The 24,979-nt window shown below is 73.2% G+C and carries 22 protein-coding genes; 16 read left to right on the forward strand and 6 right to left on the reverse strand.

The annotated features are described in order from the left end of the window. The first annotated feature begins 120 nt into the window (after positions 1-120). From ACWCRJ_RS04940 to ACWCRJ_RS04960, 5 genes are read left to right on the forward strand one after another with little or no spacing between them, the layout of a single operon-like run. On the forward strand, positions 121-624 hold the full coding sequence (locus tag ACWCRJ_RS04940; RefSeq protein WP_450938156.1) for an RNA polymerase sigma factor: 504 nt from the start codon (positions 121-123) through the stop codon (positions 622-624). Next, complete coding sequence (locus tag ACWCRJ_RS04945; RefSeq protein ID WP_450937944.1) at positions 621-1,445, forward strand: zf-HC2 domain-containing protein; 825 nt, start codon at positions 621-623, stop codon at positions 1,443-1,445. Before ACWCRJ_RS04940 ends, ACWCRJ_RS04945 begins: the two co-directional genes overlap by 4 nt. Beyond that, on the forward strand, positions 1,442-2,275 hold the full coding sequence (locus tag ACWCRJ_RS04950; RefSeq protein WP_450937945.1) for an ABC transporter ATP-binding protein: 834 nt from the start codon (positions 1,442-1,444) through the stop codon (positions 2,273-2,275). Before ACWCRJ_RS04945 ends, ACWCRJ_RS04950 begins: the two co-directional genes overlap by 4 nt. Further along, entirely contained in the window at positions 2,272-3,651 is a 1,380-nt protein-coding gene (locus tag ACWCRJ_RS04955; protein ID WP_450937946.1) for a hypothetical protein, read from the forward strand. The genes ACWCRJ_RS04950 and ACWCRJ_RS04955 overlap by 4 nt, the downstream gene beginning before the upstream one ends. Then, positions 3,648-4,226, forward strand: a complete 579-nt coding sequence (locus ACWCRJ_RS04960) for a hypothetical protein (RefSeq protein WP_450937947.1) — start codon at positions 3,648-3,650, stop codon at positions 4,224-4,226. Before ACWCRJ_RS04955 ends, ACWCRJ_RS04960 begins: the two co-directional genes overlap by 4 nt. 20 nt (positions 4,227-4,246) lie before the next feature. Here ACWCRJ_RS04960 and ACWCRJ_RS04965 read toward each other — a convergent pair whose 3' ends face one another. After that, complete coding sequence (locus ACWCRJ_RS04965) at positions 4,247-5,941, reverse strand: dolichyl-phosphate-mannose--protein mannosyltransferase (protein WP_450938157.1); 1,695 nt, start codon at positions 5,939-5,941, stop codon at positions 4,247-4,249. 361 nt (positions 5,942-6,302) lie between these two features. On the opposite strand from ACWCRJ_RS04965, the gene ACWCRJ_RS04970 reads away from it, so the two are divergent. After that, a complete protein-coding gene (locus ACWCRJ_RS04970; protein WP_450937948.1) occupies positions 6,303-6,866 on the forward strand; it encodes a hemerythrin domain-containing protein in 564 nt (187 codons plus the stop codon). Between the two features lie 118 nt (positions 6,867-6,984). Here ACWCRJ_RS04970 and ACWCRJ_RS04975 read toward each other — a convergent pair whose 3' ends face one another. From ACWCRJ_RS04975 to ACWCRJ_RS04985, 3 genes are all read right to left on the reverse strand, one after another. Next, on the reverse strand, positions 6,985-7,155 hold the full coding sequence (locus tag ACWCRJ_RS04975) for a hypothetical protein (protein WP_450937949.1): 171 nt from the start codon (positions 7,153-7,155) through the stop codon (positions 6,985-6,987). A gap of 123 nt (positions 7,156-7,278) precedes the next feature. Beyond that, the gene (locus ACWCRJ_RS04980) at positions 7,279-8,163 is read right to left on the reverse strand and encodes an SDR family oxidoreductase (RefSeq protein WP_450937950.1); all 885 of its coding nucleotides are present in this window, start codon (positions 8,161-8,163) and stop codon (positions 7,279-7,281) included. Positions 8,164-8,448: 285 nt separating this feature from the next. Further along, positions 8,449-9,222: an ANTAR domain-containing protein gene (locus ACWCRJ_RS04985; protein WP_450937951.1), complete on the reverse strand. Its 774-nt coding sequence runs from the start codon at positions 9,220-9,222 to the stop codon at positions 8,449-8,451. Positions 9,223-9,359: 137 nt separating this feature from the next. Here ACWCRJ_RS04985 and ACWCRJ_RS04990 point away from each other — a divergent pair, with 137 nt between their 5' ends. Continuing rightward, positions 9,360-9,710 (forward strand): helix-turn-helix transcriptional regulator, encoded by a 351-nt coding sequence (locus tag ACWCRJ_RS04990; protein WP_450937952.1) that lies wholly within the window; start codon positions 9,360-9,362, stop codon positions 9,708-9,710. A 321-nt stretch (positions 9,711-10,031) separates the two neighbouring features. On the opposite strand, the gene ACWCRJ_RS04995 is transcribed toward ACWCRJ_RS04990, so the two are convergent. Further along, complete coding sequence (locus ACWCRJ_RS04995; RefSeq protein WP_450937953.1) at positions 10,032-10,718, reverse strand: GAF and ANTAR domain-containing protein; 687 nt, start codon at positions 10,716-10,718, stop codon at positions 10,032-10,034. Between the two features lie 527 nt (positions 10,719-11,245). On the opposite strand from ACWCRJ_RS04995, the gene ACWCRJ_RS05000 reads away from it, so the two are divergent. From ACWCRJ_RS05000 to ACWCRJ_RS05030, 7 genes are all read left to right on the forward strand, one after another. Continuing rightward, positions 11,246-12,400 (forward strand): aromatic acid exporter family protein, encoded by a 1,155-nt coding sequence (locus tag ACWCRJ_RS05000; protein WP_450937954.1) that lies wholly within the window; start codon positions 11,246-11,248, stop codon positions 12,398-12,400. A 199-nt stretch (positions 12,401-12,599) separates the two neighbouring features. Continuing rightward, on the forward strand, positions 12,600-13,067 hold the full coding sequence (locus ACWCRJ_RS05005; protein WP_450937955.1) for a hypothetical protein: 468 nt from the start codon (positions 12,600-12,602) through the stop codon (positions 13,065-13,067). Between the two features lie 94 nt (positions 13,068-13,161). Continuing rightward, positions 13,162-14,946: a hypothetical protein gene (locus ACWCRJ_RS05010; RefSeq protein ID WP_450937956.1), complete on the forward strand. Its 1,785-nt coding sequence runs from the start codon at positions 13,162-13,164 to the stop codon at positions 14,944-14,946. Positions 14,947-14,969: 23 nt separating this feature from the next. Then, entirely contained in the window at positions 14,970-15,299 is a 330-nt protein-coding gene (locus tag ACWCRJ_RS05015) for a hypothetical protein (RefSeq protein WP_450937957.1), read from the forward strand. After that, positions 15,296-15,850, forward strand: coding sequence for a hypothetical protein (locus ACWCRJ_RS05020; protein WP_450937958.1), 555 nt, complete (start codon positions 15,296-15,298; stop codon positions 15,848-15,850). The genes ACWCRJ_RS05015 and ACWCRJ_RS05020 overlap by 4 nt, the downstream gene beginning before the upstream one ends. A gap of 20 nt (positions 15,851-15,870) precedes the next feature. Continuing rightward, entirely contained in the window at positions 15,871-17,439 is a 1,569-nt protein-coding gene (locus ACWCRJ_RS05025) for an AAA family ATPase (RefSeq protein ID WP_450937959.1), read from the forward strand. A gap of 27 nt (positions 17,440-17,466) precedes the next feature. Beyond that, positions 17,467-18,120, forward strand: a complete 654-nt coding sequence (locus tag ACWCRJ_RS05030) for a hypothetical protein (RefSeq protein ID WP_450937960.1) — start codon at positions 17,467-17,469, stop codon at positions 18,118-18,120. Here the strand turns inward: ACWCRJ_RS05030 and ACWCRJ_RS05035 are convergent. Next, a complete protein-coding gene (locus ACWCRJ_RS05035; RefSeq protein ID WP_450937961.1) occupies positions 18,101-23,248 on the reverse strand; it encodes a CHAT domain-containing protein in 5,148 nt (1,715 codons plus the stop codon). The genes ACWCRJ_RS05030 and ACWCRJ_RS05035 overlap by 20 nt on opposite strands. Positions 23,249-23,409: 161 nt before the next feature. Between ACWCRJ_RS05035 and ACWCRJ_RS05040 the strand changes: the two genes are divergently transcribed. Both ACWCRJ_RS05040 and ACWCRJ_RS05045 read left to right on the forward strand, forming a co-directional pair. Next, entirely contained in the window at positions 23,410-24,156 is a 747-nt protein-coding gene (locus tag ACWCRJ_RS05040) for a DUF3168 domain-containing protein (protein ID WP_450937962.1), read from the forward strand. Between the two features lies 1 nt (position 24,157). Further along, a complete protein-coding gene (locus tag ACWCRJ_RS05045; RefSeq protein WP_450937963.1) occupies positions 24,158-24,841 on the forward strand; it encodes an RES family NAD+ phosphorylase in 684 nt (227 codons plus the stop codon). Positions 24,842-24,979 lie beyond the last annotated feature (138 nt).

The raw sequence follows: 24,979 nt of genomic DNA on the forward strand, positions 1-24,979 counted from the left end.
CGGGCTGTGACGGGGATCACGTCCGACGGAAAACCCGTCGCGCGGGCCCCGCGTCTAGCGGGTGTGAGATCAGTCAGGAAGACACCGGGTGAGCCGGACGAGGAGCGCCTCGTCCGGCTGGTGGCCAGAGGCGACCGCGCGGCGTTCGAGGAGTTGTACCGGCGCACCGCGCCATGGCTCGCGGTGCGTCTGCGGCGCCGCTGCGCGGACGAGCAGATCGTCGCCGAGGTCATGCAGGAGACGTACCTGGCGGTGTGGCGCGCGGCCGGCGCTTTCACCGGGGCCGCGGTCGGCGGGACCGCCGTCGGCTGGCTGTGGACCATCGCCGCACGCCGTCTCGTCGACGCGTTCCGCCGCCGGGCCCATCACGCCGAACCGCCGCCCGCGGCCGCCGGGCAGCCCGTGGCGCCCGCCGCCGAGGAGGAGGCGCTCGCGGCGACCGTCGGCGGTGACGTCGGGGACGCGCTGCGGCGCCTCGCGCCCGAACTCAGACAAGTACTGCAGGCCATGGTGCTGGACGGGCTGTCCGTCCGGGAGACCTCGGTCCTGCTCGGCGTGCCCGAGGGCACGGTCAAGACCCGCGCCCGCCGGGCCCGGACCGAGATGCGGAGGGCCCTGGCATGAGCGTGGAACACGCGTCGACGCGGATCATCGACGGCTACGCGCGCGGCGACATGGACATCGCCGCCGACGAGGTGTGGGCCCTGGAGGCCCATCTGGAGAAGTGCCGGAACTGCCGTGACCGGCTGTCGGCCGCCGTCTCGGCGACCGCGCCCGCCGTGACGGCGATGGTCGGCACCGTCTGGGCCGACCTCGAACCCCGGCTGGCCGCCACGGCCCCCATGCCCGCCCGCCGTCGCTGGTCGGCGCGGCTGTCGAGGTGGCTGACGCCCACGATGGTGCCGTGGCTGGCCATGGTCATGACCGTGACCCTGCTCGCGCTGCTGCTCGACATCGCCGACACCGGCTCCGGCCCCGGTCAGGTGTCGCCGGTACTGCTGCTCGCCCCCGTCCTGCCCGTGCTGGGCGTCGCGGCGTCGTGGTCGCGCGGTCTGGACCCGGCGTACGAGCTGACGGCCTCCGTGCCCAGGGCCGGGCTCCCGCTGGTGCTGCGGCGCACCACGTCCGTGCTCGCCGTCGTCATCCCCGCACTGCTGGCGGGCGGCGGCCTGACGGGGGTGTCGGCGGCCCAGTGGCTGCTGCCCTCACTGGCGTTCACCTCGACCACCCTGGCGCTCGGCGGAGTCTTCGGCGTGACCCGGGCCGCCGTGGCGCTGGTCGCGGTGTGGGCGGCCGTGGTCGTGGCACCGGCCCTGGCCACCAGCCGTACACCCGTGGCTCTGCAGAGCGCCGGTCTGCCCGTGTGGGGACTGGTCCTCACCCTCGGTATCGGTGTCGTGATCGCCCGCAGGGGCGCGTACTCCGTACTGGGAGCCCATCGATGACCGACCGGAAGGAACAGCACATGATGTCCGCGGTGAGCGCGGCCGATCTCGCACCGACCGCCTACGCCTGGGAGATCCGGGCCACAGGGCTGAAGGTGCGGGCCGGCCGGAAGCGGATGGCCGTCGACGGGCTCGACCTGTCGCTCGGCACCGGCGTGCACGGCCTGCTCGGACCCAACGGGGCCGGCAAGACCACCCTCATCCGGGCGCTGGCCACCGTACTGCGCCCCGCCGGGGGCACCCTGGAACTGTTCGGCGAGTCCGTCGGCGGCCTCGGCGAACACCGGGCCCTGCGCCGCCGGATCGGCTATCTGCCGCAGGAGTTCGGCTACTACAAACGCTTCACGGTACGCGAGTTCGTCGAGTACATGGCCTGGCTGAAGGAGGTCCCCAAGGCGGACATCCCCGCGGCGGTGCAGCGGGCGATCGAACGGGTCGGCCTCGCGGACCGCGCCGACGAGCGGATGAAGGCCCTGTCGGGCGGCATGGTGCGGCGCGTCGGAATCGCCCAGGCCATCGTCAACGAGCCGGCGGTCCTGCTCCTCGACGAGCCGACGGCCGGCCTGGACCCGGCCCAAAGGCTGCGCTTCCGCCGGCTGTTGCAGGAACTGGGCACGGACACCTGTGTGGTCGTCTCGACCCACCTGGTGGAGGACGTCGCCGCCGCCTGCACCGACGTGGTGCTCTTCGCCGAGGGCCGGCTGGTCTTCCAGGGCACCCCGGACGAACTGGCCGCGGCCGGCGGACCCGAGCACGTGGGGGACAGCCCCCTGGAGCGTGGCTACTCGGCGCTGCTGCTCGACCCCCGGCAGGAAAGGGGCACCTGGTGAACACCCGTGTCCTGCGCATCGAGTTGAGACGTTCCGTCGCCCCCTGGGCCGGCGCGGTGACCCTGATCGTCGCCCTGGCGTTCCTGTACCTGCTGAGCGGCCCGTGGTGGAAGGGCTCGGCGATGTGGACGGCCCAGTGGACCTCCATGGCCCTGTGGACCCGCTCCCTGCTGATCCTCCTGTGGCCGCTCGCCCTGGCGCTCGGCGCGCTCCAGGGGCTGCGCGACCACCGTTCGACGATGGCCGAGCTGCTGACCAGCACACCACGTCCCGCCCGGCACCGGGCGGCGACGACCGCGGGCGCGACGGCGATCACGCTGACCTCGGCCTTCACGCTCGTCGTCCTCCAGGGCGCGGTCCAACTGGTCGGCGACACCTCGTACACGCACCTCGGCTGGCTGCCGATCTCGCTCGTCGCCGGACTCGCTCTCCTCGCGGGGGCCTTCCTCGGCATGGGGATCGGGCGCAGCCTTCCCTCCCCGCTGACCCCGCCCGCCCTGGCCGTGGCCGCGTTCGTGTTCCTCAACCTCCTGCGGATCTCGACCGACACGATGGAACCGGGCGCCGCGGCGCCGAACCGGGCCACGCTGCTGTCACCGGCGGTGGAGGACGTGCGCGACGTCTTCCTCACGCTCTCCGCCCCCGTGCACCTGGGCCAGACGATCTGGCTGCTCGGCATGGCCGCGAGCGGCCTCGCGCTGTTGCTCGCCGCGACCCGGCGCACCCGCCTGTTCGCTCTGGCACCCGTCCTCGCGGGCGCGGTGATCGCCCTGCTGCTGTTTCCCGCGGACCCGCGCCGGGCGTACGTCGTCGACGAGGCCGCCGTGGCCTCCGTGTGCGACGGCCCGGTGTGTGTGGCGAAGGCGCACGAGGATCACCTCGCCGGTCTCGCGGGGCCCGGGAAGAAGTCGCTCACCCTGCTGCGACGCGCCCTCGGCGGCGAGGCACCGACGTCGGTCCGGGAGAGCACCGCCCAGCGGTCGCTCTTCGACCCGCCGGAGCGGTCCCGCACGGCCGTGCTCGTCGACTTCGACGACAGCGTGTTCGCCGACGCCGAGGGCGAGGACCTGACCCGGGCCCTGCTCGGCCAGGGCATGATCCCGATCTGCTTCGCCCGCAGCGCCAACGAGAGCGGCACGCTGGGCGAGATCGTCGCACAGGGCGTCGCGGCGGGCTGGGTCCTCGGGGACCTGAAGCCGTTCGACGGAGCCATGCACGCGGCGAGCGACCAACTCAAGGAGGCCCGCCCGGTGTTGCGGGAACTCAAGGCGCTGCCGTGGTCCGAACAGGTCGCACGCGTCAAAGCGGCGCACACCGCCGCCGTCTCCTGCGCGGGCGACCCGCTCGACATCCTGGACGGCGGTACGTCCCGGTGAGATGGCTGACGCTGTACGCCCGCTCCCGGCAGGTGCCGGTCTCCCTCGCCGCGGTGGTGATCGCCACCGTGCTCGTGTGGACCTTCGCCCGGGACGGCGGCGGGGCGCCGGGCGATGCGAAGGGGCCCGTGTTCGTCCTCGTCGCCTGGGTGGTGGCCGCCTCGATCGGGCTCGGCGGCCAGGACCTCGCGCTGGACCGCACGGCCGCGATCTCCTGGCGGTTCCGCCGGGCGGCGCACGTCCTGCTCATCGCCGTGGTCGCGGGCGCCGCGCTCCTCACGGCGCGGACGACGGGCGAGGACTCCTGGGTCACCACCGCGTTCGTCGTCCGCGACAGCGCCGGTCTGACGGGCCTGGCCGCCCTCGGCGCGGTGCTGTGGGGGGCGCAGTACGCGTGGACCCCGCCCCTCGCCTGGCTCTCCTACGCGGTCCTGGCCCCGCCCCCGACCGGCCTGCCGACGCGGGTGGCGAGCTGGATGCTCCTCCCGCCCGGCACCCAGGCGGCCACCTGGACGGCCCTGACCCTAGCGCTCACCGGCACGGCGGCGTACGCGTTCGCGGGCCCGAGGCGGTAGCGGGCCCCGCGCACGCCCGGTCAGATCCAGGTGGGGAGCCACATGCGGGTCTGCCAGTCGGGATACGGGATCGTGCTTCCCGTGTAGATCGGGAAGAAGTAGATGAAGTTCCAGACGATCAGCAGGACCAGCGTGCCCGCCGCCACCGCGCCCCGGTGGCGGCGGTCGGCGCCGGCGCCCGGCGGGCCCAGCAGGGCACCCAGCGTCATCGCCACCGCCAGACAGAGATAGGGCACGAACACCACGGCGTAGAACGAGAAGGTCGTGCGGTCCTGGTACAGGAACCACGGCAGATAGCCCGCGCCCACGGCGCACAGGACGGCGCCCGCGCGCCAGTCGCGGCGCAGGGCCCACCGAAAGAGCAGGTACACCAGGGCGCAGACCGCCGACCACCACAGCATCGGCGTCCCCAGGGCGACGACGGCCTGGGAGCAGCCGGTGAGCGCGTGACAGCCCGCCTCCCCGGGTTCGGGGGACTGGTAGGAGAACAGCACGGGACGGCCGAGGACCAGCCAACTCCACGGATTGGACTCGTACTTGTGGAACGCGTCCAGATCCACGTTGAACCGGTACACAGCCGACTCGTAGTGCCACAGGCTGCGCAGCGGCGCCGGTATCCACGACCAGACGCCGCCGCGGCCGTCCGCCCAGTGCCGCCCGTACCCACCGTCGGACGCGAACCAGCCCGTCCACGTCGCCACATAGGTCACCACGGCGACCGGGGCGAGGGAGAGGACCGACCGGCCGAGATCCCTGCGCAGCACCGCCCGGTAGGGACGGCGGGCCCCCGCGACCCGGCGGGCGCCGACGTCCCACAGCAGGGTCAGGACCATGAAGAAGGCCAGGAAGTACAGGCCGTTCCACTTGGTGGAGGCGGCCAGACCCAGGCAGAGGCCGGCCGCGAGCCGCCACGGACGCCATCCCGTCCCGGCGCGGTCGCCGGTGTCCGCGTCCGGGCCGGCGTGCCCCTCCTCGTCGAGGGGCAGCGCCGCGGCGAGCCGGGCGCGGGCGTGGTCCCGGTCGATCAGCAGGCACCCGAAGGCCGCCAGGACGAAGAACATGACGACCAGGTCCAGCAGGGCGGTACGGCTCATCACGTAGTGCAGACCGTCCACCGCCATCAGCGCGCCGGCCAGACAGCCCAGGAACGTCGAACGGAACAGGCGGCGTCCGATCCGGCACAGCATCAGGACCGACAGCGTGCCGAGGACGGCCGTCATGAAACGCCAGCCGAACGGGTCGAGACCGAACATCCACTCGCCGACCGCGATGACCCACTTGCCCGTCGGCGGATGCGCGACGAAGCTCCCCGTGTCCGAGAGCGTGATCACCTGGGGGTCGGCCAGGATCTGCGGGTCGGCGACCTTGCGGTCCGGCCAGGTGCCCTCGTAGCCGAGCCGCAGCAGGGACCAGGCGTCCTTGGCGTAGTAGGTCTCGTCGAAGGCGAGTTCGTGCGGCCGGTCGAGACGCCAGAAGCGCGTCGCTCCGGCCAGCAGGGCGACGAACAGCGGCCCCAGCCACTCCATCGCCTTCGCGACGCGGTGCGCCTGCGCCGGGCCCAGCCCCATCCGCTCCCAGGGTCCGCCGGCCGGCTCGGGGAAGGGCGGGACCAGGCGGTCACGGGTGTCGCTCCGGGGACGTCCGGCGTACCCGAACCGGCGCAGACGGTCGTTCCGGCCGAGGGGCGCCGTCGTCGGACGGGTGCCGTGCAGCATCGCGGTGAGGAGCCCTTCCAGAGTGCGGGCGAAGCCGTGCCGGTGGTCGTCCGGCCGAGGCCCGGGGTGCGCCCGGAGGCTAGCAGGGCCGGTCCGGGGATGATCGAGCGGCCGTTCACGGAAGTGCTCGCGCATGCCTGTGCCGGACCTGTCGCGGGCGCCCAGGGGGGTGTCGAACACGGCCCGACGGCCCCGCGGCCCACGTCCGCCTTTCGTACCCCGCGATCATCCTCGGCTCGGAAACCGCGTGGCTGGGCCGTTCGCGGGTACTCGGCGCCGCACCGAAAGACCGACCGGGCCGACGGGTACGCATGCGCATGCGGATGCTGATGCGTCGTACTCAGGACAGGAGCGACAGGACATGGGACACGGTGGAGACGTCATCGCCGAACTGACCACGGACCACGGGGAAGTGGAGGAGATGTTCGGCGAGATCGAGGCACTGCCGTCCGGGGACCCCCGGCGCAAGGAGTACGCGGACAAGGTCACCATCGAACTGGTGCGTCACTCGGTCGCCGAGGAGGCCTACCTCTACCCGGCCGTCCGGGAACACGTCCCGGACGGCGACACGATCGCCGACCGGGAACTGGAGGAACACGCCGAGGCCGAACGCACCATGAAGGCCCTGGAGGGGTGCGAGGCCGACGACGCGGACTTCGACCTGCTGATCACCCAGCTCATGACCGAGATCAGGTCGCACATCCAGGACGAGGAGAGCAACCTCTTCCCCCGGCTGCGCGCGTCCTGCTCCGAGGAGGCGCTGAACAGCCTCGGCGAGAAGGTCCGCAGGGCCAAGAAGACGGCGCCGACCCGCCCCCACCCGTCGGCCCCCGACACCCCGCCGGCCAACAAGCTGCTCGCCCCCGGCATGGGCCTCGTGGACCGCCTGCGCGACGCGCTCACCGGCCGCGGCAAGGACGACTGAGGACGACTGAGGACTACTGAGGCCTGTACCGCCCCGGCGGCCGCGGTACCGGAACCGCGAGGGGCCGGTGGGAACAGTTCCAGCCGTTTCCCACCGGCCCCTCGCTCCTGCCCGCCGGTCAGTCGTCACCCCGGACGATGTGCGCGTCCGCCCCGGCCTCCGGCACGCGGGTGCCGTCACTGTCGGGGAGGGCGGGAAGGCACATCCGCACACCCTTCCCGCGCCGACGCCGGGCCTTGGCCCAGCCGCTCTCCCGGACGACGAGCTTCTCGACGGTGTGCGTGCTCACGACGTCTCATCTTCTTTCCGAACCCGTGTCGCTGCTTCTCGCTTCCTTGTGTTGTTCGCGTCCCCGGGTTCCCGGCACCCGGGTGCCCAAACGGCGGGGCCGGGCGCGCCGCCCCTCGATGCGTCAGGGCAGGGGAGTGCCGCCGGTGGCGTTGAGGATCTCCGCCGTGATGAAGCTCGCCCGCTCGGAGGCGAGGAAGACATAGGCGGGCGCCATCTCGGCCGGCTGGGCGGGCCGTCCCAGCGGGGCCTGCTTGCCGAACTCCTGGGTGTCGGGGAGCGTCGCCGGGATCAGCGGCGTCCACACGGGCCCCGGCGCCACCGCGTTCACCCGGACCCCGTCCGCGGCGACCATCTGCGCGAGCCCCTGGGTGAACGTGACGATCGCGCCCTTGGTCATGGCGTAGTCGAGGAGGTGCGGGCTCGGCTTGTACGCCTGCACGGACGTGGTGTTGATGATCGACCCGCCCGGCGGGATGTGCGGCAGGGCCGCCCGGCACAGCCAGAACATGCCGTAGAGGTTCGTCCGTACGACCCGGTCGAACTGCTCCGTCGAGATGGCCCCGATGCCGTCCGGCTGGGACATCTGGTAGGCGGCGTTGTTGATCAGCACGTCGATCCGGCCGAACTCGGCGACCGCCCGCTCGATCAGGGCGCGGCACTGCTCCTCGTCGCGAATGTCGCAGGGGACGGCGATCGCCTTCCGTCCGGCGTCCTCGACCAGCCGGGACGTCTCCCGGGCGTCCTCGGCCTCCTCCGGCAGATGGGTGAACAGGACGTCCGCGCCCTCCCGGGCGTACGCCAGGGCCACCGCGCGGCCGATCCCGGAGTCACCGCCGGTCAGGACCGCCTTGCGGTCCTTGAGCAGCCCGCTGCCTCGGTAGGAGTCCTCCCCGTGGTCCGGGGGCGGGTCCATGGCGCCGGTCCATCCGGGATGCCCCTGGTCCTGCTGCGGAAAGTCGGGCCGGGGGTGCCGCTCGACCGGGTTCTGCCGCTCGTCGTCGCTCATCGGGACGGCCTTTCTTCGCGTCGTGGGTGCGTGGGTGCGTGGGTGCGTGGCGCGTGTGTGTGGCTCGTGGTCGTGGGCGGGGCGTCGGCCGCGGAGGTGTCATGAGCCCGGCGGGGCCCGGGTCGTGCGACCGACGCGGGCCGGCGCACGCCGATGCACGTCGACGCACCGGCGATCTCGCTGATGACCAGTGCCTTCAAGGTGTCTCCGGACGTCGGGTGCGCGCTGTCTGCGCCGTCCGGGTACCCGACGTCGCCGGGTGTAAGAGAGGGAGAGGCGCCCGGGTCACTCCGGGGGGAGGGCCCGCTCGGCGCGTTCGGCGGTGACCTGCGCGACGGCGGCGGACAGCCGTTCCCGTGTGCACGGGGGCACGGGGGTGCCCGTGCAGGAGTCCACGAGTTGCCGGGCGGTCAGGTGCAGCTTGGTGTTGGTGTTCTGGGAGGTCCGGACCAGGGCGTGCCAGGCCTCATCGGGGCTCAGGGCGAAGGCGGCCATGAGGATGCCGCGAGCCAGGTCGATGGTGTCGCGGGTTTCCAGCGCCCGCCGCAACTGCACGATCTCCACCCTGGGGTCCGGCCCTCTCGGCTCGGCCGGGAGTGCCGTGGCCTCCGTGCGCGAGCCGTCGCTGAGGTGATCGACGTGATCCACGTGGTCCGGGGCGGCCGGAGGGAGGAACAGGGACAGGGTGTCGGTGAGCGAGAACACCCGCTGGGCCGCCCGGCTGATGGTGCGGATGGTGGCGGTCTTCGCGTGGTCCAGGGCCTCCTGGCGGATGCCGAGCAGGGCGTTGAGCCCGGAGCAGTCGCAGAACCCGACCTCGCCGAGGTCGAGGTCGATGCCATGGGTGGAACGGGCGAGCGAGTCACGCAGACCGCGCCGCAACTGCTCGTCCGTGGCGAGTTCCAGGTCACCACGCACCGTGACGACCACCCGGTCGCCGTCCTGATGGCTGTGCAGGCTGAGTGTCGGAGTCGGCCGCCCGTCGGGGGGTCCGGCCATTGTCGCGCAGCCGACGGCGCCGGCGCTTGCGGACCGCACCGAGTGCGCGGGCTCCGACATGGCCCTCTCTCCTTCGGGACGCTCCTGAGGGTTCTCCCGGTACCAGAGTCACTCCACCCGCGAACACACGTCAAGAGATACAGGAATTTGGATTCAGGTATTCAGAAGCGTGAATTGAAAGGCGTAAGATGAGGACCATGGCAGGAGCACCGGAAGCGCACGCGGGATGGACGTTCGTCACGAACCACGCACGGGTGCTGGCCGCCATCGCCGAGGACCAGACCATGCGCGTCCGTGACATCGCCGCGCGGTGCAGGCTCACGGAGCGCGCCGTCCAGAAGATCATCGCCGATCTCGAACGGAGCGGCTTCCTCTCCCACACCCGCGAGGGGCGCGGCAACACCTACCAGATCCAGACGGGCAGGGAGCTGCGGCACCCCGCGGAGGCCGGGCTGACGGTGGCCTCCCTGCTGGCGCTGCTCGCCCGGGTCGACTCGCACCGCGCCGGACCGTTCGGCGGCCGCCTCCCCGTGGAGGAAGAGGGCTGAGGTCGAGGTCCGAGGCCGCGGGTCCGCCCGTGCGGCGGACCCCTCAGTGCGGCGTCCTCGCCTCGACGACGGCGGCCGGGTCGATGCCCAATCCCGGTGACCTGGTGCACCTCCTCCCGGTGGCCTGGTGCACATCCTCCCCGTCCGACTCCGCTCCTGCCGGCCACGTCACGACTCCTTCGGGGGCAGGAGAAGTGTGGGGAGGCGGGGCGGGGGGACTTGAGAGGAAGACCGGATACGGCGACGTTCCCCTGGGGGCCGGTTCGGTCAGGCTTCTCTGGTTCAGACAGCGTGCCGGAGGAGCCGTCCCCTGTGCGGGCCTCAGAGCGTGCCCCGCGCACAGATGCGCCGGGCCACCTCCCGGAGCTTGATGTTGTTCTCCTGGGAGAAGCGGCGCAGGACGTCGAACGCCTCCTCCTCGCTGACATGGAGGCTGCCCATGAGGATGCCCATGGCCTCGCCGATCAGATGGCGGGTGGCGACGGCCTGCTCCATCTGCGCGTTGGTGCGGGCACTGGAGAAGGCGACCGCCGCGTGCGAGGCCAGCAGCCAGCCCGCCACCTCGCTGGTCTCGGTGAAGGCACCGGGCTCGCGGGAGTAGAGGTTCAGCGCGCCGAGGTCCTCGTCCTCGGTGAACAGCAGGAAGCCCATCATGCTGCCCACACCGAGCCGACGGGCCTGCGGGGCGTAGCCGGGCCAGCGCGGGTGCTCGGCGGAGAGGTCGAAGATACGGAAGACCCGCTCGCCCTCGGAGGTGCGGGCGGCGTCGAAACACGGCCCTTCCCTCAGCCGTTCCTGCAGACGGTCGCTGTCGACGACCAGCTGCTCGGTGGGGGCGAGCGACTCCACCGTCGTGCCGTGCAGTACGAGTACGCCGGCCGCGTCACAGCCCTCCACCAGTTCGGTGGCTGAGGCGGTGATCCGCTCCAGCGTGGCATCCACCGAATGCTGCGCCAGGAGATCCCGGGCCATCGACGCCATCTGCCGTGCGAACCGATCCCAGTCCACACCGTCCTCCGTTCGATCGTCACCCTGTCGGGACCACCTTCAGGTCCAGCCTCGCACGCGAGCCGCGCGGAGGGCCGCCGCGGCAGCGCGCTCCGACGGGAGCGGGGCGGATGACGCCCGCCGGCGCTGTCGCGGCGCGGGGCCCAGGCCGCGAGGCACCGGTCATCGGGTGTCGACGATGCCGCCGGTCACGGCGATGACCTCACCGACCGTACAGCTGAAGTCGGCGTCGGAGGCCGGACAGACGTAGGTCGGCGCGATCTCCTCCGGTCCGGGCCGTGCGGCCCAGGGGTGCCTCGCTGCCGATGTGGGCCAGGCCGTCGGGCGGCATGTGCCGGTCGGCCTCGTCGAGCGGTGTCCTGGTGCCTTTCGCCGGTGCCGTCACGTCTCGCGTGCCCGTCGGGGCGGCGGACATGCCACGTCGAGGGCCGGGCCGTCCGGCCCCGCGGGCGGCCGTGCGGTGTCCGGTCGGCGAGAAGTCCCGGTCGGGAGGTGCGTCCCGCCGCTGCCGTGGCACTTGGTGTGCCATGAAGTGCACTGACGGGGCGGTACGGGAGGTACGGCGGCGCGCTGCGGCCGCCGTACAGACGTTGTGGCGGGCGTGGGCGGAGCCGGGCCGTGAACGGGATCTGGTCATGCAGGCCGGAAAGGCGGCGCTGGCCGCCTGGGTGGCGTGGGCGGTGGCGGGCTGGTGGCTCGCGGCCCCGATGGCGTTCGTGGCGCCCTGGGTGGCGGTCGTCCTGGTGGAGTCGACGGTCTACCGGTCGCTCGCGCACGGGCTGCAGCAGCTCGCGGCGATCGCGGCGGGCACGGTGGTGGCCACGGGGGTGGCCCTGGTGCTGGACACCACGCTGGTCACGATGGCCCTGGTCCTGCCGACCGTGCTGCTGCTGGGGCAGTGGCAACGGCTGGGCAGCCAGGGCGTCTACGCCGCCACCGGCGCGCTCTTCGTGCTGACCGGCGGTCAGGTCACGGTCGCCGCCTCGGCGGCCCGGATCGCGGAGGCGGTCTTCGGCGCGGTGGTCGGCGTCGCGGTCAACGCGCTGATCCGGCCGCCCGTGTATCTGCGCGACACCCGCGCCGCGCTGCGGGACGCCGCCCGCGAGGCCGGGGAGATCCTGGACGCCGTGGCGGAGGGGCTGGCCGCCGGGGAGTGGGACGGGCGTCAGGCGGGGGAGTGGCACGAACGCGCGCTGCGCCTGGGCCGACTGGTCGACCAGGCGAGGTCGGCGATCGACTGGAACCGGGAGAGCATGCGCGTCAACCCCCGGGGCCGCCGCAGGCACGGCGTCGTTCCCCCCGACGAGGCGTACGCCGACGCGCTGGTCGTGCTCGACCACGTCGCCGTGCACACCGCGGGCGTGACCCGGATCGTGTGGGAGACCGCGGACGGCGGGCAGGCGGCCCGGCCGGCCAGGGCGATCGCCCACCCCTACGCGGACTTCCTGCGCCGCACCGCACATGCCGTCCGGCTCTACGACCGGACCCGCTTCGCCCCGGGCGAGCACGACGACTCCGCCGCGGCGGAGCTGCGCGAGGCGGTCGGGCAACTCCACCGCACGCTCGACGAGTTCCGCCGACGGCTGCCGGGTGCCGTCGCCGACGACCCCGACGCGCTCGTGACCTACGGAACGCTGCTGGCCCAGGCCCATCGCCTGGCCGACCAGCTCGTCCTGGACTGACACCCCAGGCACCTGCCGCGCGGCGCGAGACGAAGGCCGGGGCGGCAACCGGTAGTTATCCGGTACTTATCCGGGTAGTAAACGGTCATTGTCGATAGATGTCGCTCAACTTAGGCGCTGTTGCTGGGGCGTCAATACCCTTCGGATACAGCGCGTCACCGACGAGACGTAGGTCGGTCCATGTCAGCAGGGGGCATTCATGGGATCCGTTGAGCGGCCTCGCCGCATCGTCGTGCCTCCGGGCACGTCCGTCCCGCCCGACGCCCTACGGATCGCCGCGCCGCAGGCGACCGGACCCGTCGGCACACGACAGCTGTTCGCCCCGCGGACGCCCGAACTCCTGGGACGGCTGCGCCGGTTGGACGCCGCGGTGGACGACGCCGCACTCCAGGACATCGCCTCCTGGCTGCACGAGCAGTACGCCTCCCGCGGAGCGCCGATCCCGCTGGGCTTCGTCGCGCAGTGCCTGCTCGGCTCCCCCTACGTGGACCACCGACTCGGCCTCGACGGACGCATTCTGGGCCACTGCGCGGCACACGACGTGATGCCGCCGCCGTTCGACGCCGCCCGGATGCTGGCCCGTTCGGGCGCGTACGCGTTCGTCGAGGTGTACGCGGACGGGCTGGTCCTGCCCGTGCTGCCCGACGGCGGTGTGGTCAGGCCCTGACACGGCGACCACGACCCACCGGACCAGCACGGCACGCAGGGCACGCACGGCACAGGGCACCGCACGGCACGGAACGGCACGAACGGAGACACGCGTGAGCGAGATCAACCTCGGCCCGATCGTCAGGAGCATCGACAACCTGGAGCGCCAGCTGCAACGCTCCGTCCGCACGCTCGGCGGCCAGATCGAGCAGGTGGACGGTGAGGTCCGCGACGTCAAGGCCGTCCAGGCACAGACCAAGGACCGCCTGGAGGTCCTCTACGACAAGTTCCTGGAGTTCGTCGGGAGAACCGAGCGCATCGCCGCCGCCCAGCGCGCGGAGGTGCGGATCGTCCGGATCAACGACGAGCTGGAGCACGGTTACGGGCACCACAAGGTGGTCCGCCGTACCGCGACCGGCATCCTCCAGGCGTTCGACATCGGCCTCGTGCAGGAGGAGACGGTCCGGCAGGTCAGCGAGGAGCTGATGATCCAGACGCCTCGCTACTGGCTGGCACCCGCCCTGGTCGGGCTGGCGGCCTGGGCCGGTGACGACGAGGCGCTGTGCGCCCGGGCGGTGGAGGAGGCCTTCCGGCGTTCGACGTCGAAGACCTCCCTCTTCTACGCGCTGATCCTCCGCCGGCAGGGGCGCCAGGAGGCCTCCGTACGCTGGCTGCGGCACTATCTGGAGGAGCAGGACCCGCGCGCGCTCGGCCGCGAGTTCCAGGTCATCCTGGAGTGCGTCTCCCAGGGCGCCTTCGGACCCCCGGGCCGTCAGCTCCTCGCCCGGACCCTGGAGGAGTGGCGGCAGCGCCTGCTCGACGACGACACCGTACGCGCGGCCCAGGCGGGACGCTGGCGGCAGGAGATCGACTCCCTGCGCGCCCCGTCGGCCACCGACGACTTCCCGCGCCTGGCCGAGGTGTGCCCCCAGTGGCCGGCGCTCGACGACGTCCTCGCCCGCGCCCGCGCGCACGAGGCGCTTCTGAACCGGTTCCGCACCCTCATGGAGAGCGAGATCCTCCCGGCCCACAACCTGGAGGACACCGTCGACGACATCCTGGACAACCTGGTCCGCAACTCGGACGAGGAGGAACTCCCCCTCCAGCGCGAACTGATGCTCAACGAGGCCATCGTGCGCCACGAGGGCGACGAGGAGGCCGCGCGCAAGGAAGCGGACATGCGGTCCGAGGCGCTGGAGGAGACCCGCAACTACCTGAGTGTGCAGTCGGTCGCGGCCCTCGACCCCGCGGCCGTGGGCGCCTCGCCCGCGGCCCAGCGCCTCGCCGTCGCGTCGTGCCAGGAGTGGTTCGCGCAGGCGCACGCCGGGTTCAGCCGCGACTACCGGGCCGCCGTCCCACCCAAGATCGAGATCTCCCTCGCCAACAGCTTCGGCGTCAGCCACGGCACCCAGCGCTTCAAGCTCACCACCTGGACCAAGCCGCTCACCGACGACCTTCCGGACCTGGAGGAGTCCCTGACCCGGCACTGGAGCGGCTATGTCGAGATGTACGTCAAGTCCCTCGCCTACGACTACAGATCCTCCCTCGCCCTCCTCGGCGCCGCGGTCACCGCGATCCTCGTGATCTTCCTAGGGGTCCACGTCGGGTTCGCCGTCGTCGCGGCCATCGCCGTCGGAGGGATCTGGGGGGTCGTGCTGTACAACCGCGCCGACGCCGCGCGCACCGCACAGGAACAGGCCCGCGAACTGCTCGGGCGGCACATGCGGGAGACCCTCGACCGGCTCAGGGGCGCGCACGCCGAACTCACCGACTGGCAACAGCAGTACTGGGCGGCCGACTTCGTGGAGGCCGAGGCCCGCCAGTTCATCGCCTCCCTGAACACCGCCGCCCACGCGCCCTCCCCCTTCGAGGGCCGCGTCGTCGGCGCCGGCGACTGAGACGGCCGAGAGGAAAAACGACCATGAGCGACGACCTCCCCTTCGCCCCGGACTCGACGCCCCCCTGGCTCAGGCCCGAGATCCCGGAGCACCTGCGGCCGTTCGCGGCGCCTCCCCTACCGCAGGAGCCCCCCGCCGTGCCCGGTCAGCGAGACGCCGACAGCACCCCGGGGTCCGTACCGTCGACACCGCCCGCCGCACCCGCCCCCTGGGCCACGGCCGCGCCGCATCCGGGGACGGCCGCGCCCGACCCCGTCACCCGACGACTGCGGCGGACCGTGACCGACCTCCCGGCCTGGGACCCCCTGCCGCCCGGGGAACAACTCGTGCGCCGACCGTCGAGGGACCTGTGAACCGCGCCCGGTGGGGAGGCGACAGCGACTACCAGGTCTGGGCCCGCACCCTGGACCGGTGGGCCGACGGCGACCGGACCGATCCCCTGCACCTGCCGCCGCTGTCCGCCGACAGCCTGCCGGCCGACACCTGGCAGCGGCTGCTGACACGCATCGCCGCCGCGGTCGACCGTCGACTGCAGAGCGGACTCGACCTGATGGTCCGCGAGGTGAACGACGCCACCGACGAGTTCTCCGTCGGGCGCGCCCTCACCCGGGGCCGCGACGTCCTGCGCTCCGTCCGCGCCGTCATCACCCACACCAGCCTGCCCGCCGACTTCCGCCAACGCATGGCGGGCCTCATGGACGAGCACACCCGCCGTCTGCAGGAGGAACTCGAACGTGGAGTGCGGTCACTGCTCGCGGAGGGCGCGGACCCCCACGCCGTCGAGACGCGGCGTCGCACTCTGCGCGACAACCCCCTCACCGCGGTGCTGGCCGAGCCATCCGGCCCGCCCCCCGTCGGCTGGTACGAGCCGACCGGCGGACGTCGCATCGTCACCCCCGACTGACGGCACCACGGAGAACCCACATGTCGAACTACTCCGACAGCAAGCGTGACCTGGACAACTACCTCACCGCGCGGGTGCCCGTCGTCGGGCTGCGCACCATCGAACAGGCCCGCGCCCTGCGCATGCTCAAGGAGGTCGCGAACCAGCCCAGGCGCTCCGGTCAGCAGTTCTGGATCCACACCAGAGCCACCGGGCTGCGCGACCTGCGGTCGGGAGCGGCCGTCCTCGACGACCGTTCGCTGACCGGCGCCATGGACTTCGCCGCCGCCCAGTTCGCCGCCCGCCCGCACGCCACACTCGTCCTTGTCGACCCCGGGGAGCTGGAGTCCGACACCCCCTTCACCCGTAACGTCGCCGAACTCGCCAGGATCGCCGACACCCACTCCGGATGCGTCGTCCTCATCACGGACAACCCCATCTGGAGCGGCCTGCAACGCCTGGGCATGAGCCTGCAGCTCGACCTGCCGAACGCCGACGAGATGTACGCGACCATCAGCGGCTTCCTCGGCGACCACCGGGGCATGGTCGCCATCGCCTGGACCGAGCACGACGCCCGCCGGGCCGCCGAGTTCCTCCAGGGAGTGACCGAGGGCGAGGCGGTGAACCTCCTGGCCACCCTCATCGCCAAGGGATCGGTGGAAGCCGCCGACGTGCTGGCCCTGGCCAGTTCCAAGGACCGCATCTTCAACAACCTCGCCGGTCTGGAACGGGTCGCCCGCAAGGACGTCGACTACTCCGTCGGCGGACTCACCAACCTGCGCGGCTGGCTGGAGCGCAAACACCGGCTCATCCACACCGACCTGCGCGGCACCCAACTGCGCCCGCCCCGCGGTGTCCTGCTCGTCGGTGTGCCCGGCTGCGGCAAGTCCCTGTCGGCCAAGGCCATCGCCCAGCAGTGGCAACTGCCGCTCTACCGGCTGGACATGGCCAGCATCCACGGCCGCTACCTGGGCGAGTCCGAGGGGCGGATGCGGGAGGCGCTCGACGCCGCCGACCGGGTCGCGCCGTGCATCCTGTGGATCGACGAGATCGAGAAGGGACTGGCCGGCGCCCACGACAGCTCCGGCGTCCAGCAGCGCATCATCGGACAGTTCCTGTTCTGGCTGCAGGAGTCGGACTCCCGCGTCTTCGTGGTCGCCACCGCCAACGACGTACGCAGCCTGCCGCCCGAACTGCTGCGCAAGGGGCGCTTCGACGAGCTGTTCTTCGTGGACCTGCCGGACGACCAGGACCGCCGGGAGATCATCACCCTCTACTACCGGCGCTACGTCAAGGCCGAGCCCCACCCGGACCAGCTCGACCGCCTGGTGGAACTCTCCGAGGGTTTCGCCGGCTCCGACATCGAGTCGGCCCTCCACGACGTCGGCGCCGAGGTCCTGCTGGGCGGCGGCGCGGACCGGCTGGACCCCGCGTTCGTCGAGGACACCTTCGCCAACACCGCACCCCTCAGCCGCAGCAACCCCGAGCAGATCGAGGAGATCCGCGCCTGGGGCCGCGAACGCGCGGTACCCGCCGGACGGTCCGCCGTCCCGACCGCCACCGCCGGCACGGGCACGCCCCGCAGGGTCGTCGTCCTCGGGGACACCTGACCGTCACGGACAGCAGAGGGGCACGGGGTGGGGGACGCGTGGGTGGCTCTGGCGGTCGCCTCGGTCGGCGTCGTGGGCACACTGGGTGCCGCGCTGCTGACGCAGAGCCGGGCCGACCGCACCAAGCGCCTGGAACTCCAGGCCCTGGCCCGGCAGCAGTGCGAGGAACGCGCGCACGCCGAGCGCGTGCGCCGGGCCGAGCTGTCCGCCGCCCGCGGACGTGAGCTGCTCGACCTGCGCCGCGCCTGCTGCATCGCGCTCAACACCGCCGCCCGTCAGTACCAGACCGCCCAGGTCAACCTCTGGCACGCGCTCAAGGAGGGCGCCGGCGTCGATGCCTGTCTGCAGGAGCTGGAGGACCGCCGCTCCGCTCACCGGGAGAGCTACGCCGAGGCCCAGATGGTCGTGCCGACGGCCGTGCTCGCCGCCGCCGGCACCGTCAGCCGTCGGCTCAACAGCGGTTACGGCGTGCTCAAGAAGGCGCTGGCCGGTCCGTCGGCCGACGGCACGGCGCTGGACGCGTTCGAACCGGAGTTGCGGTCGGCGTGGACGCTGCTCGCGGAGATGCGCCACACCATGCGCCGCGACCTGGGGGTCGACGACCTCGGGCCCATGACAGGCCCAGGGCGGCCGGACGCCCGGCCGGGTCCCGGCGGCGGGCTCACTGGCCGTGATGGGTGAAGGACGCCCAGACCTCCAGCTCGTCCAGCGGGCCGTGCGCGGTGTCCCCGAGCAGCGGCGCGCACCGCGCCAGCTCGGCCGGCAGGACCCGGTCCGGGTCCAGCATCCACAACTGGGCCGCGCGCAGGGCGTCCCGTGGCGGCACGCCCCGTTTCATGTGGTGGTGGACGAGCAGCACCAGCACCGTGGTCCGGGGGTCGTCGGCGACGGCCCAGCGGGAACCGACCACCGCCGTGGCGCCCGCGCCCAGGAAGGCCGTGGCCAGGGTGAGCGCCTCGTCGTGGTCGCTGAGGGTCAGGTCGCTGGTGCAGTTGGCGAGCAGGACCGTGCCGCCGGGCATCCGGGGATCACGGCCGGCGGCGCCGGTCAGCAGATCCTGCACCGACACCGTGTGCGTGGCGTCCAGTTTGAGGACGGAGTCGGTGGAGGTCGGGCCGGTGTCCGCGTGACAGTTGACGTGCAGGAGCGCGGTCGGCGCGGGTCCCCGGCCCGGCAGGAAGGGTTCCAGCGACCGGGGTTCGGGCGGCAGCGGCGCCGGCCGCCCGCCCCCGGGGCCCGCCGGGGTGTCCTCGTCCTCTCCCGTGCCGCCGATCACGGTGACCTCCGGATGGAGGGACGCGACGAGCGCCGCCTCCCGGTGCATCGTCGCCGAACCCTCCGGGTCCACGACGACGGCCACGGCGCCCCGGCCCAGGACGGCCGTGGGGCGGGCGGCCACCTCGATGAGCTGACGGGCGCTGGCACAGTAGGAGATGACGGCCCGCTCGCACACGTGCCCGCTGTTCTCCGTGTCCGCCCCGCCGCCCCCGGTGTCGGCCCCGCCGGGCGCAGGGGCGGCGGGCGCCGGGCAGCGTGCCGCGTGCCAGGGGACGATGCCGAGGGGACCCACGGGCGCGAGGACGATCCGGGGAGGCCGGCCCGGCCACCTGGACTCGGCGGCGGCCAGCAGCGGCCCCATCGCGGCCTCACCGGCCCACGCGCACAGCCGCTCCAGCGCCTGCCGCCACTCCTTCTCCAGGCGCAACAGCCGCTTGCGGTGCAGCTCGTGCATGACCAACGGGTGGTGCGGGGCCGGCGGCTCCAGCCGGCCGGCCCTCTGGAACGCCTCCAGCGAGGCGGCGTACGCGCCGACGGGGCCGGCGGACACGGAGGTCAGCCCCGGCAGCCGCAGGGAGCCGACCGTCCCCGTCGCCGTGACGAGGACCGCCTGGCCGGGCGCCCCGTCCTCGCCGGGGACGAGGTAGGCCAGCACATCGGTCCCCAGGCGGCGCAGGGTCCGTCCGAGCCCGGCCGGGCCGGGCGCGGAGAGGAGCCGCTTCTCGGCGGCGCTGCCCGCCAGCGCCTCCAGCACCCGCCCCCGCAGGTCGTCCGGTACGTCACTGAGCCGGCCGCCCTCGGCGGCGGCCCGAACCCACTCGTCGGCGAGCGCGTGCCGGCCGGCGTCCCGGAGCAGATCGGGGACGGTGACGTTCATCGTCGCGGCGTTCAGGACCAGCCCGCGGCCGAGTTCGAGCGCTTCGAAGGCCGACTCGGGCAGGCCGTCGGCGAGACTCCAGCGGACCAGCCGCAGCATGTCGGGCGCGATGGCCCGCGCGGCCTCCAGCCCGTGGTCCGCGCCCGACTGCAGCAGGACGGAGCGGCCGTAGGCGGTCAGCGCCGAGCGGGCCGTCTCCCGTGACTGCCGCCGGTGGCCGGCGTCCTGCGGGCCGAAGGCGCGGTGGGCGAGGGCGATGGTCCGGATCAGCGCGATGGCGAAGGGGTCGCCGGGGCTCGCGTTGAGCACCACCCACGCCTCCCGCAGCACGGCGACCGACTCCGTCAGATCCTCCCCCCGCCCCGTGGCCAGGTGCCGGGCCAGCAGCAGACTGCCCAGCCCGTACAGGCACCGCCCGCGCGACCCGTGGAACTCGTGCGGGCCCTGCTCCGCCGCGTCCCTCATCAGGTCGATGCCCTGGCCGAGCGCGTCGGCGGCGGCCGGTTCTCCCTCGGCGCCGTCCGGCCGCGCGAGGGCCGCCGCCGCGCGCAGGCACAGCGCGGGGCGGTGCGGACTCCCGGCCGGGCAGGTGGTGGCGGCCTCGACGAGCGCGTCGGCCGAGGCCCGAGCGGCGGCCGCGTCGCCCGCCTCGCGGGCCTGCCGCAGGGCGTGGGCCGCCAGTTCGGCACGGACGGCCGGCACCCTCGGATGGTCCGGGGGCAAGGTGCGCCCGGCCTCCTCCCAGGCACGCACGGCGTCGCCGGCCAGCGTCGTCGAGTGACGTCGCCGGGAGCGCGCGAGCAGCAGCCAACCCGCCCCGGCGGCCGCCAGCAGCTCCGCCCGGAAGGGGGCGGACTCCGCCGGCTCTCCGGCCCGGAACAGGTGCGGCGGAACCCGCGGGTCGCCCGCCTCCGCCAGCAGGGTGAGCAGCGGCGGCCGGACGAGGTGGTCCGGCGTGCGGTCGAGCAGGAGGTCGTACTCGTGGACGGCGGCGTCGAGATCGGCGTGGTCGCCGAGCAGGACGTGCCGGTCGAGCAGGAGTCGGGCCAGGAACTCGGCGCACCGGTCGGCGAGGGCCGAGGACGTGGCGAGGGCCGAGGGGGCGGGGTCCGCCCGCCGTTCGTCGTCCGGCGCCGTCGGGCCGGGGGCGGTCGGGCCGAGGGCGGTCAGGGCGTGCCGTACGAGGTCGATGGCCCGGGTCAGGTCCTGACCGTCCCGCTCCCGCAGCCAGCGGCGGTGGTGCGCCAGGGAGCGCGCGGCGGCCTCGGCCGGACTCGCCGTCCCCGGGTCGCCGGACAGGATCTCGGTGACCCTGCCGAGGGGCACGGCGAAGGGGTCCGGGGACCCGTCCCCGAGCAGGACCGTCGCGGAGGGGTCGATCGTGGGCGGGACGAGCGCGCCCTCGTCGTCCGGCGGGTCCGCGGGGGCGGGCTCCGGCGGCCGTGACGCCTGCGCCCCGGCCGTCCGGTGACGGTTCGCCGCGGCCGGGAAGAGAGTGGCCAGCAGAGCCCGGAAGTCGGCCACCGCGCCCTGCCGCACCACCTCGTCGATGTGCCGGCGCAGCTCTGAGCCGGGCGGCAGCATGCCCTGCGCCTCACGCAGGGCGGCCGTGGCGGCGGCCCGGTCCGCCCCTGTGGCCTCGCCCTCCTTGACGAGGACGAGTCCCAGCGTGCCCGCGACCGCCAGCATCATGGCCCTGAGCGCCCATGCCTCGGGTTCGAGCAGCGGGGCGGCCCGCAGCAACTGGTCCGACCAGGTACGGCAGTCGGCCGTCGAGGGCCTGCCGTCCGGTGACCGCAGGAAGTTCACCATGACGGACACGAAGACGAAGTGCGGCTCCCGTTCCAGGGCGGCCGCGTCCAGCAGCCCGGCCAGCAGGTGCAGATCGTCCTCGACGGTGGGGAACCCGCTGACGTCCGGAAGCGGTCGCCCGCCGGGGCCCTCGGGGACGGCGAACGGGTCGGTGTACCAGACGCGGTACAGCATCGCGGTCAGGAAGGACCCGTGGAGGTACTCGTCGCGGAACTCGCTGTCGGCGGGCGCGCGTTCCAGGACCACACGCAGGATGCGCAGGGCGTCGCGGAGGGACGCGTGCCGGACCTGGGGCAGCGCGCACGCGAAGTCGAGGAGCAGCGCGACGCCCAGCAGACACTGGGCGCCCAGATGCAGATCGTCCTCGTGGTGGTAGAGACCGGTGCCCGTGCGCAGGAGGTCGATGGCCTCGCGGAGTTCCGCCACCACGCGGGGCAGCGTGCGGTCCAGGGCCAGAGCCGGATCGGCGACGCCGGTCACGAGGGCGTTGCCGCTGAGGGCGTACGAGGCGGGGGTGCCGCGGTCGATCACCCGGCGGGTCAGGGCGATCGCGGTCCTCAGCACCAGTTCGGCCCGGTCGGTGTCGTCCGGGCCGATGAGGGAGGCGAGTTCGCGGGCCCGGGCGGTGAGACGGCCGGTGCCGTCCTCGTCCAGCAGTCCGTCCGACAGGTCGATCCAGAGCAGGTCGACGATCCCCGCCAGGCAGGCCACCAGACCCTGCTGGGCCTCGGCGGCGTCCGGGGCCGGCCCGGGGCCCTCCGGGTGCGCGGCGGAGGAGAACCGGGTCCGTGCCTCCTCCCACAGGACCATCGCCTCGGCGCGGTCGGTGGCCGGGGCGGGGTCGTGGGGATGCCGGGCCTTCCGATTGCGCTCGGAGCGTTCCGCGAGGGCGAGCCCCAGGTTCGTCGTGATCCGGAGGGCGGCCTCCTCCGGCAGCGCGGGGTGGGCGAGGGCCGTCCGGTACCAGTCCACGACGGTGGCCTGGGCCCGTTGACCACTGTCGTACCGGGTGAGCGCGTCGCACACGTCCGCGCCCAGCTCGGCCGCGTCGGCGCCTGCCGGGCCATGGTCGGCCAGGAGCGGCCGCAGGACGGTCAGCAGGGCCCCGAACTCCGAGGCGGGGTCCGGGGACCCGGCCGGGTGGGCGGAGTCCCGGTAGCGGTCGCCCAGTTCGAGGTAGGACAGTAACGCGAGGTCGAAGGCCACGGCGGGGCGCAGGTCCGGGTCGAGGTCGTCGCTGTCGTGCGCCGTCCGCAGATGTCCGACGGCCGCGTGGCGGTCCGCGAGCCGTTCGGGGGTGTCGTGTTCGGCGCACCTGCAACGGTCGGAGAGGACCAGGCCCAGCACCGCGCGGCACTGCGCGGGATCCGGCAGACACTGGGCGTCCGGTCCGTCGAGGATCGGGCCGAGCAGGTCGACGACCCGGTCGGCGTCGGCCGACCGCCGGGGGCCGTCCTCGCTCGTGCGCCAGCGTTCCGCGAGGTCGAGGGCGAGCTCGCGGCGGACCAGGACCAGGTCGTCGTGGTCGGGCGGCGTCTCCGGCCCCGGGGACGTGCACGCCTCGACCGTCAGCGAGTGGACGGTCTCCAGCCGCGCGATCGTGTTGTCGAGGTCCCGCGGTGCCTGGCCGTGGGCGTAGCGGAGGCGGGCCGCGTCGGCGGACATGCCCAGCAGCAGACGCCGTTCGGCCGGGCCGGTGGGGGTGCCGGACAGCTCCGCCAGCATCCGCTCCACCTCGTCGACGAGGTCCACGAGGTGCCCCCCGTCCTCCTGGTCCAGGGCGTCCTCGGCGGCTTCGAGGAGTTGTACGACGGCGTCGATCCGTGCGAAACGATCCGTCATCCCGGATTCATCGGAGCGATCATCGAAACCCTGATTCTCGGTGTACACGAAAACCCCCCGCCCGCGCCCGGGAATGAGCGTCCCGGCCCCTGAATTGCCAATCGGATCGTAGCTCACTAGCGTACGGCCGTAATCCGGATTCCGGATCGCAGGAGGGGAACATGGACGAGTACGAGCAGCAACTAATCGCGGCGCTCGTGTCGGAACCGCAGTCGATCCGGGAAAAACTCTCCCCGGCCGACCGGGAACAGCTCGACGTTCTGCTCGACCTCGTCGCCGAGGGCGGCGGCGAGCAGCGGGCGTGGGGCATCGCACGCGCCGTCGCCGCGCATCTGCGCGCGGCCCTGCCGGACGACGAGGGGAGCGCGGTGGGGCGGCGCTACACCTCCTCGTCGCTCACCCGTCGACCGCCGCACGACGTCCTGCTGGAACGCTTCGCGCCAGGCGGCCCAGGTGCCCCAGGCGGCCCAGGCGTCGCGGGCGCCTCGTCCGGCGAGGCCCGCGCCCCGGGCTCTCCGGCCGGACCCGCGCCGACCCCGGGCGGCCCACCGCGGACCGAGGCGCGGTGGGCCTCGGCCCGCGACCGGCTGCTGGCCGAACCCGCCCTGACGGACATGGAACTGACGGAGATCTTCGGCGTCGCGCCCGAACAGCCCGAACTCATCCGGCTCCGCGCGGCCCAGGGGCCCGAGGTGCTGCCCGCGTTCCAGTTCGACGGGGAGGGCCGCCCCCGGACCCTGGTGCTCGCCATCAACGCGATGCTGGGCGCGGCGGCCGACCCCTGGGGTGTGGCCGACTGGTGGCTGGGGCCCAATCCGTGGCTGGACGCCGTGCCGGCGACGCTGCTCGGCGCGGGGCTGGACGATCAACTGCTCGCCGCCGCGAGCGTGGTGGGGGAGGACGACTGACATGGCCCGTGGAGCGAAACTCCCCGAGAAGGGCACGGCCGACGCCCGCAAGGTGGTCCGCAGGGCGGGCGAGGTGTTCTACCGGGTGCACGCGCGGCACCGCGCGGCGGACCGCTTCAACCCGAAGCCGCAGGACCACCACTTCGGCGGCGGCCGCTTCGACAGCACCCCGAACGACGCCTACGCGTATCTGTACGCCGCCCCCAGGCCCGAGACCGCGATCATCGAGAAGTTCGTCCGCACCCTGCGCTTCGACGGCCTCGGCAACTCCCGGGTGCTGCCGCGGAAGGAACTGGAGGGCAGGCTGCTGTCCCAGGTGCGGCTCACCCGTGACGTCGAGCTGGTCTCCCTGTGCAGCATTCTCCACCTCAACGCCGTGCAGCAGAGCGACTGGTGGCTGGTGGAGTCCGATCCGACGGAGTACGCCTTCACCCGGCGCTGGGGGCACTGGCTGCGGGCCGAGGCCAACTGGGCGGACGGCTTCGTCTGGCGCTCGCGCCTGGACGGCCCCCACGAGTCCCTGGTCCTGTTCGGCGCCGCCGCCGAGAGCGACCTGCTCACGGTGACCGACGAGCCGCCGAGGGCCCTCGACGACGAGGACGGTCTGCGCTGGCTGTCCGAGACCCTGCGGGAGTACCACGTCGAGATCGGATCGGTGGAACACCTGCCGGGTATCGGGTCCTGACACCGCCCGCGCCCTCGCTCGCAGGGCCCCGTCCGGGGTGTTTTCCGGGCGGGAACCGGTAGCTTTCCGGATTTCCCCCGGGGATCGGTGGAACGGGTTCCGATGCCGGCCGCCGCTCGTGCATACTTCTGCTCGAAA

It is taken from the genome of Streptomyces sp. NPDC002324 (assembly GCF_053593335.1).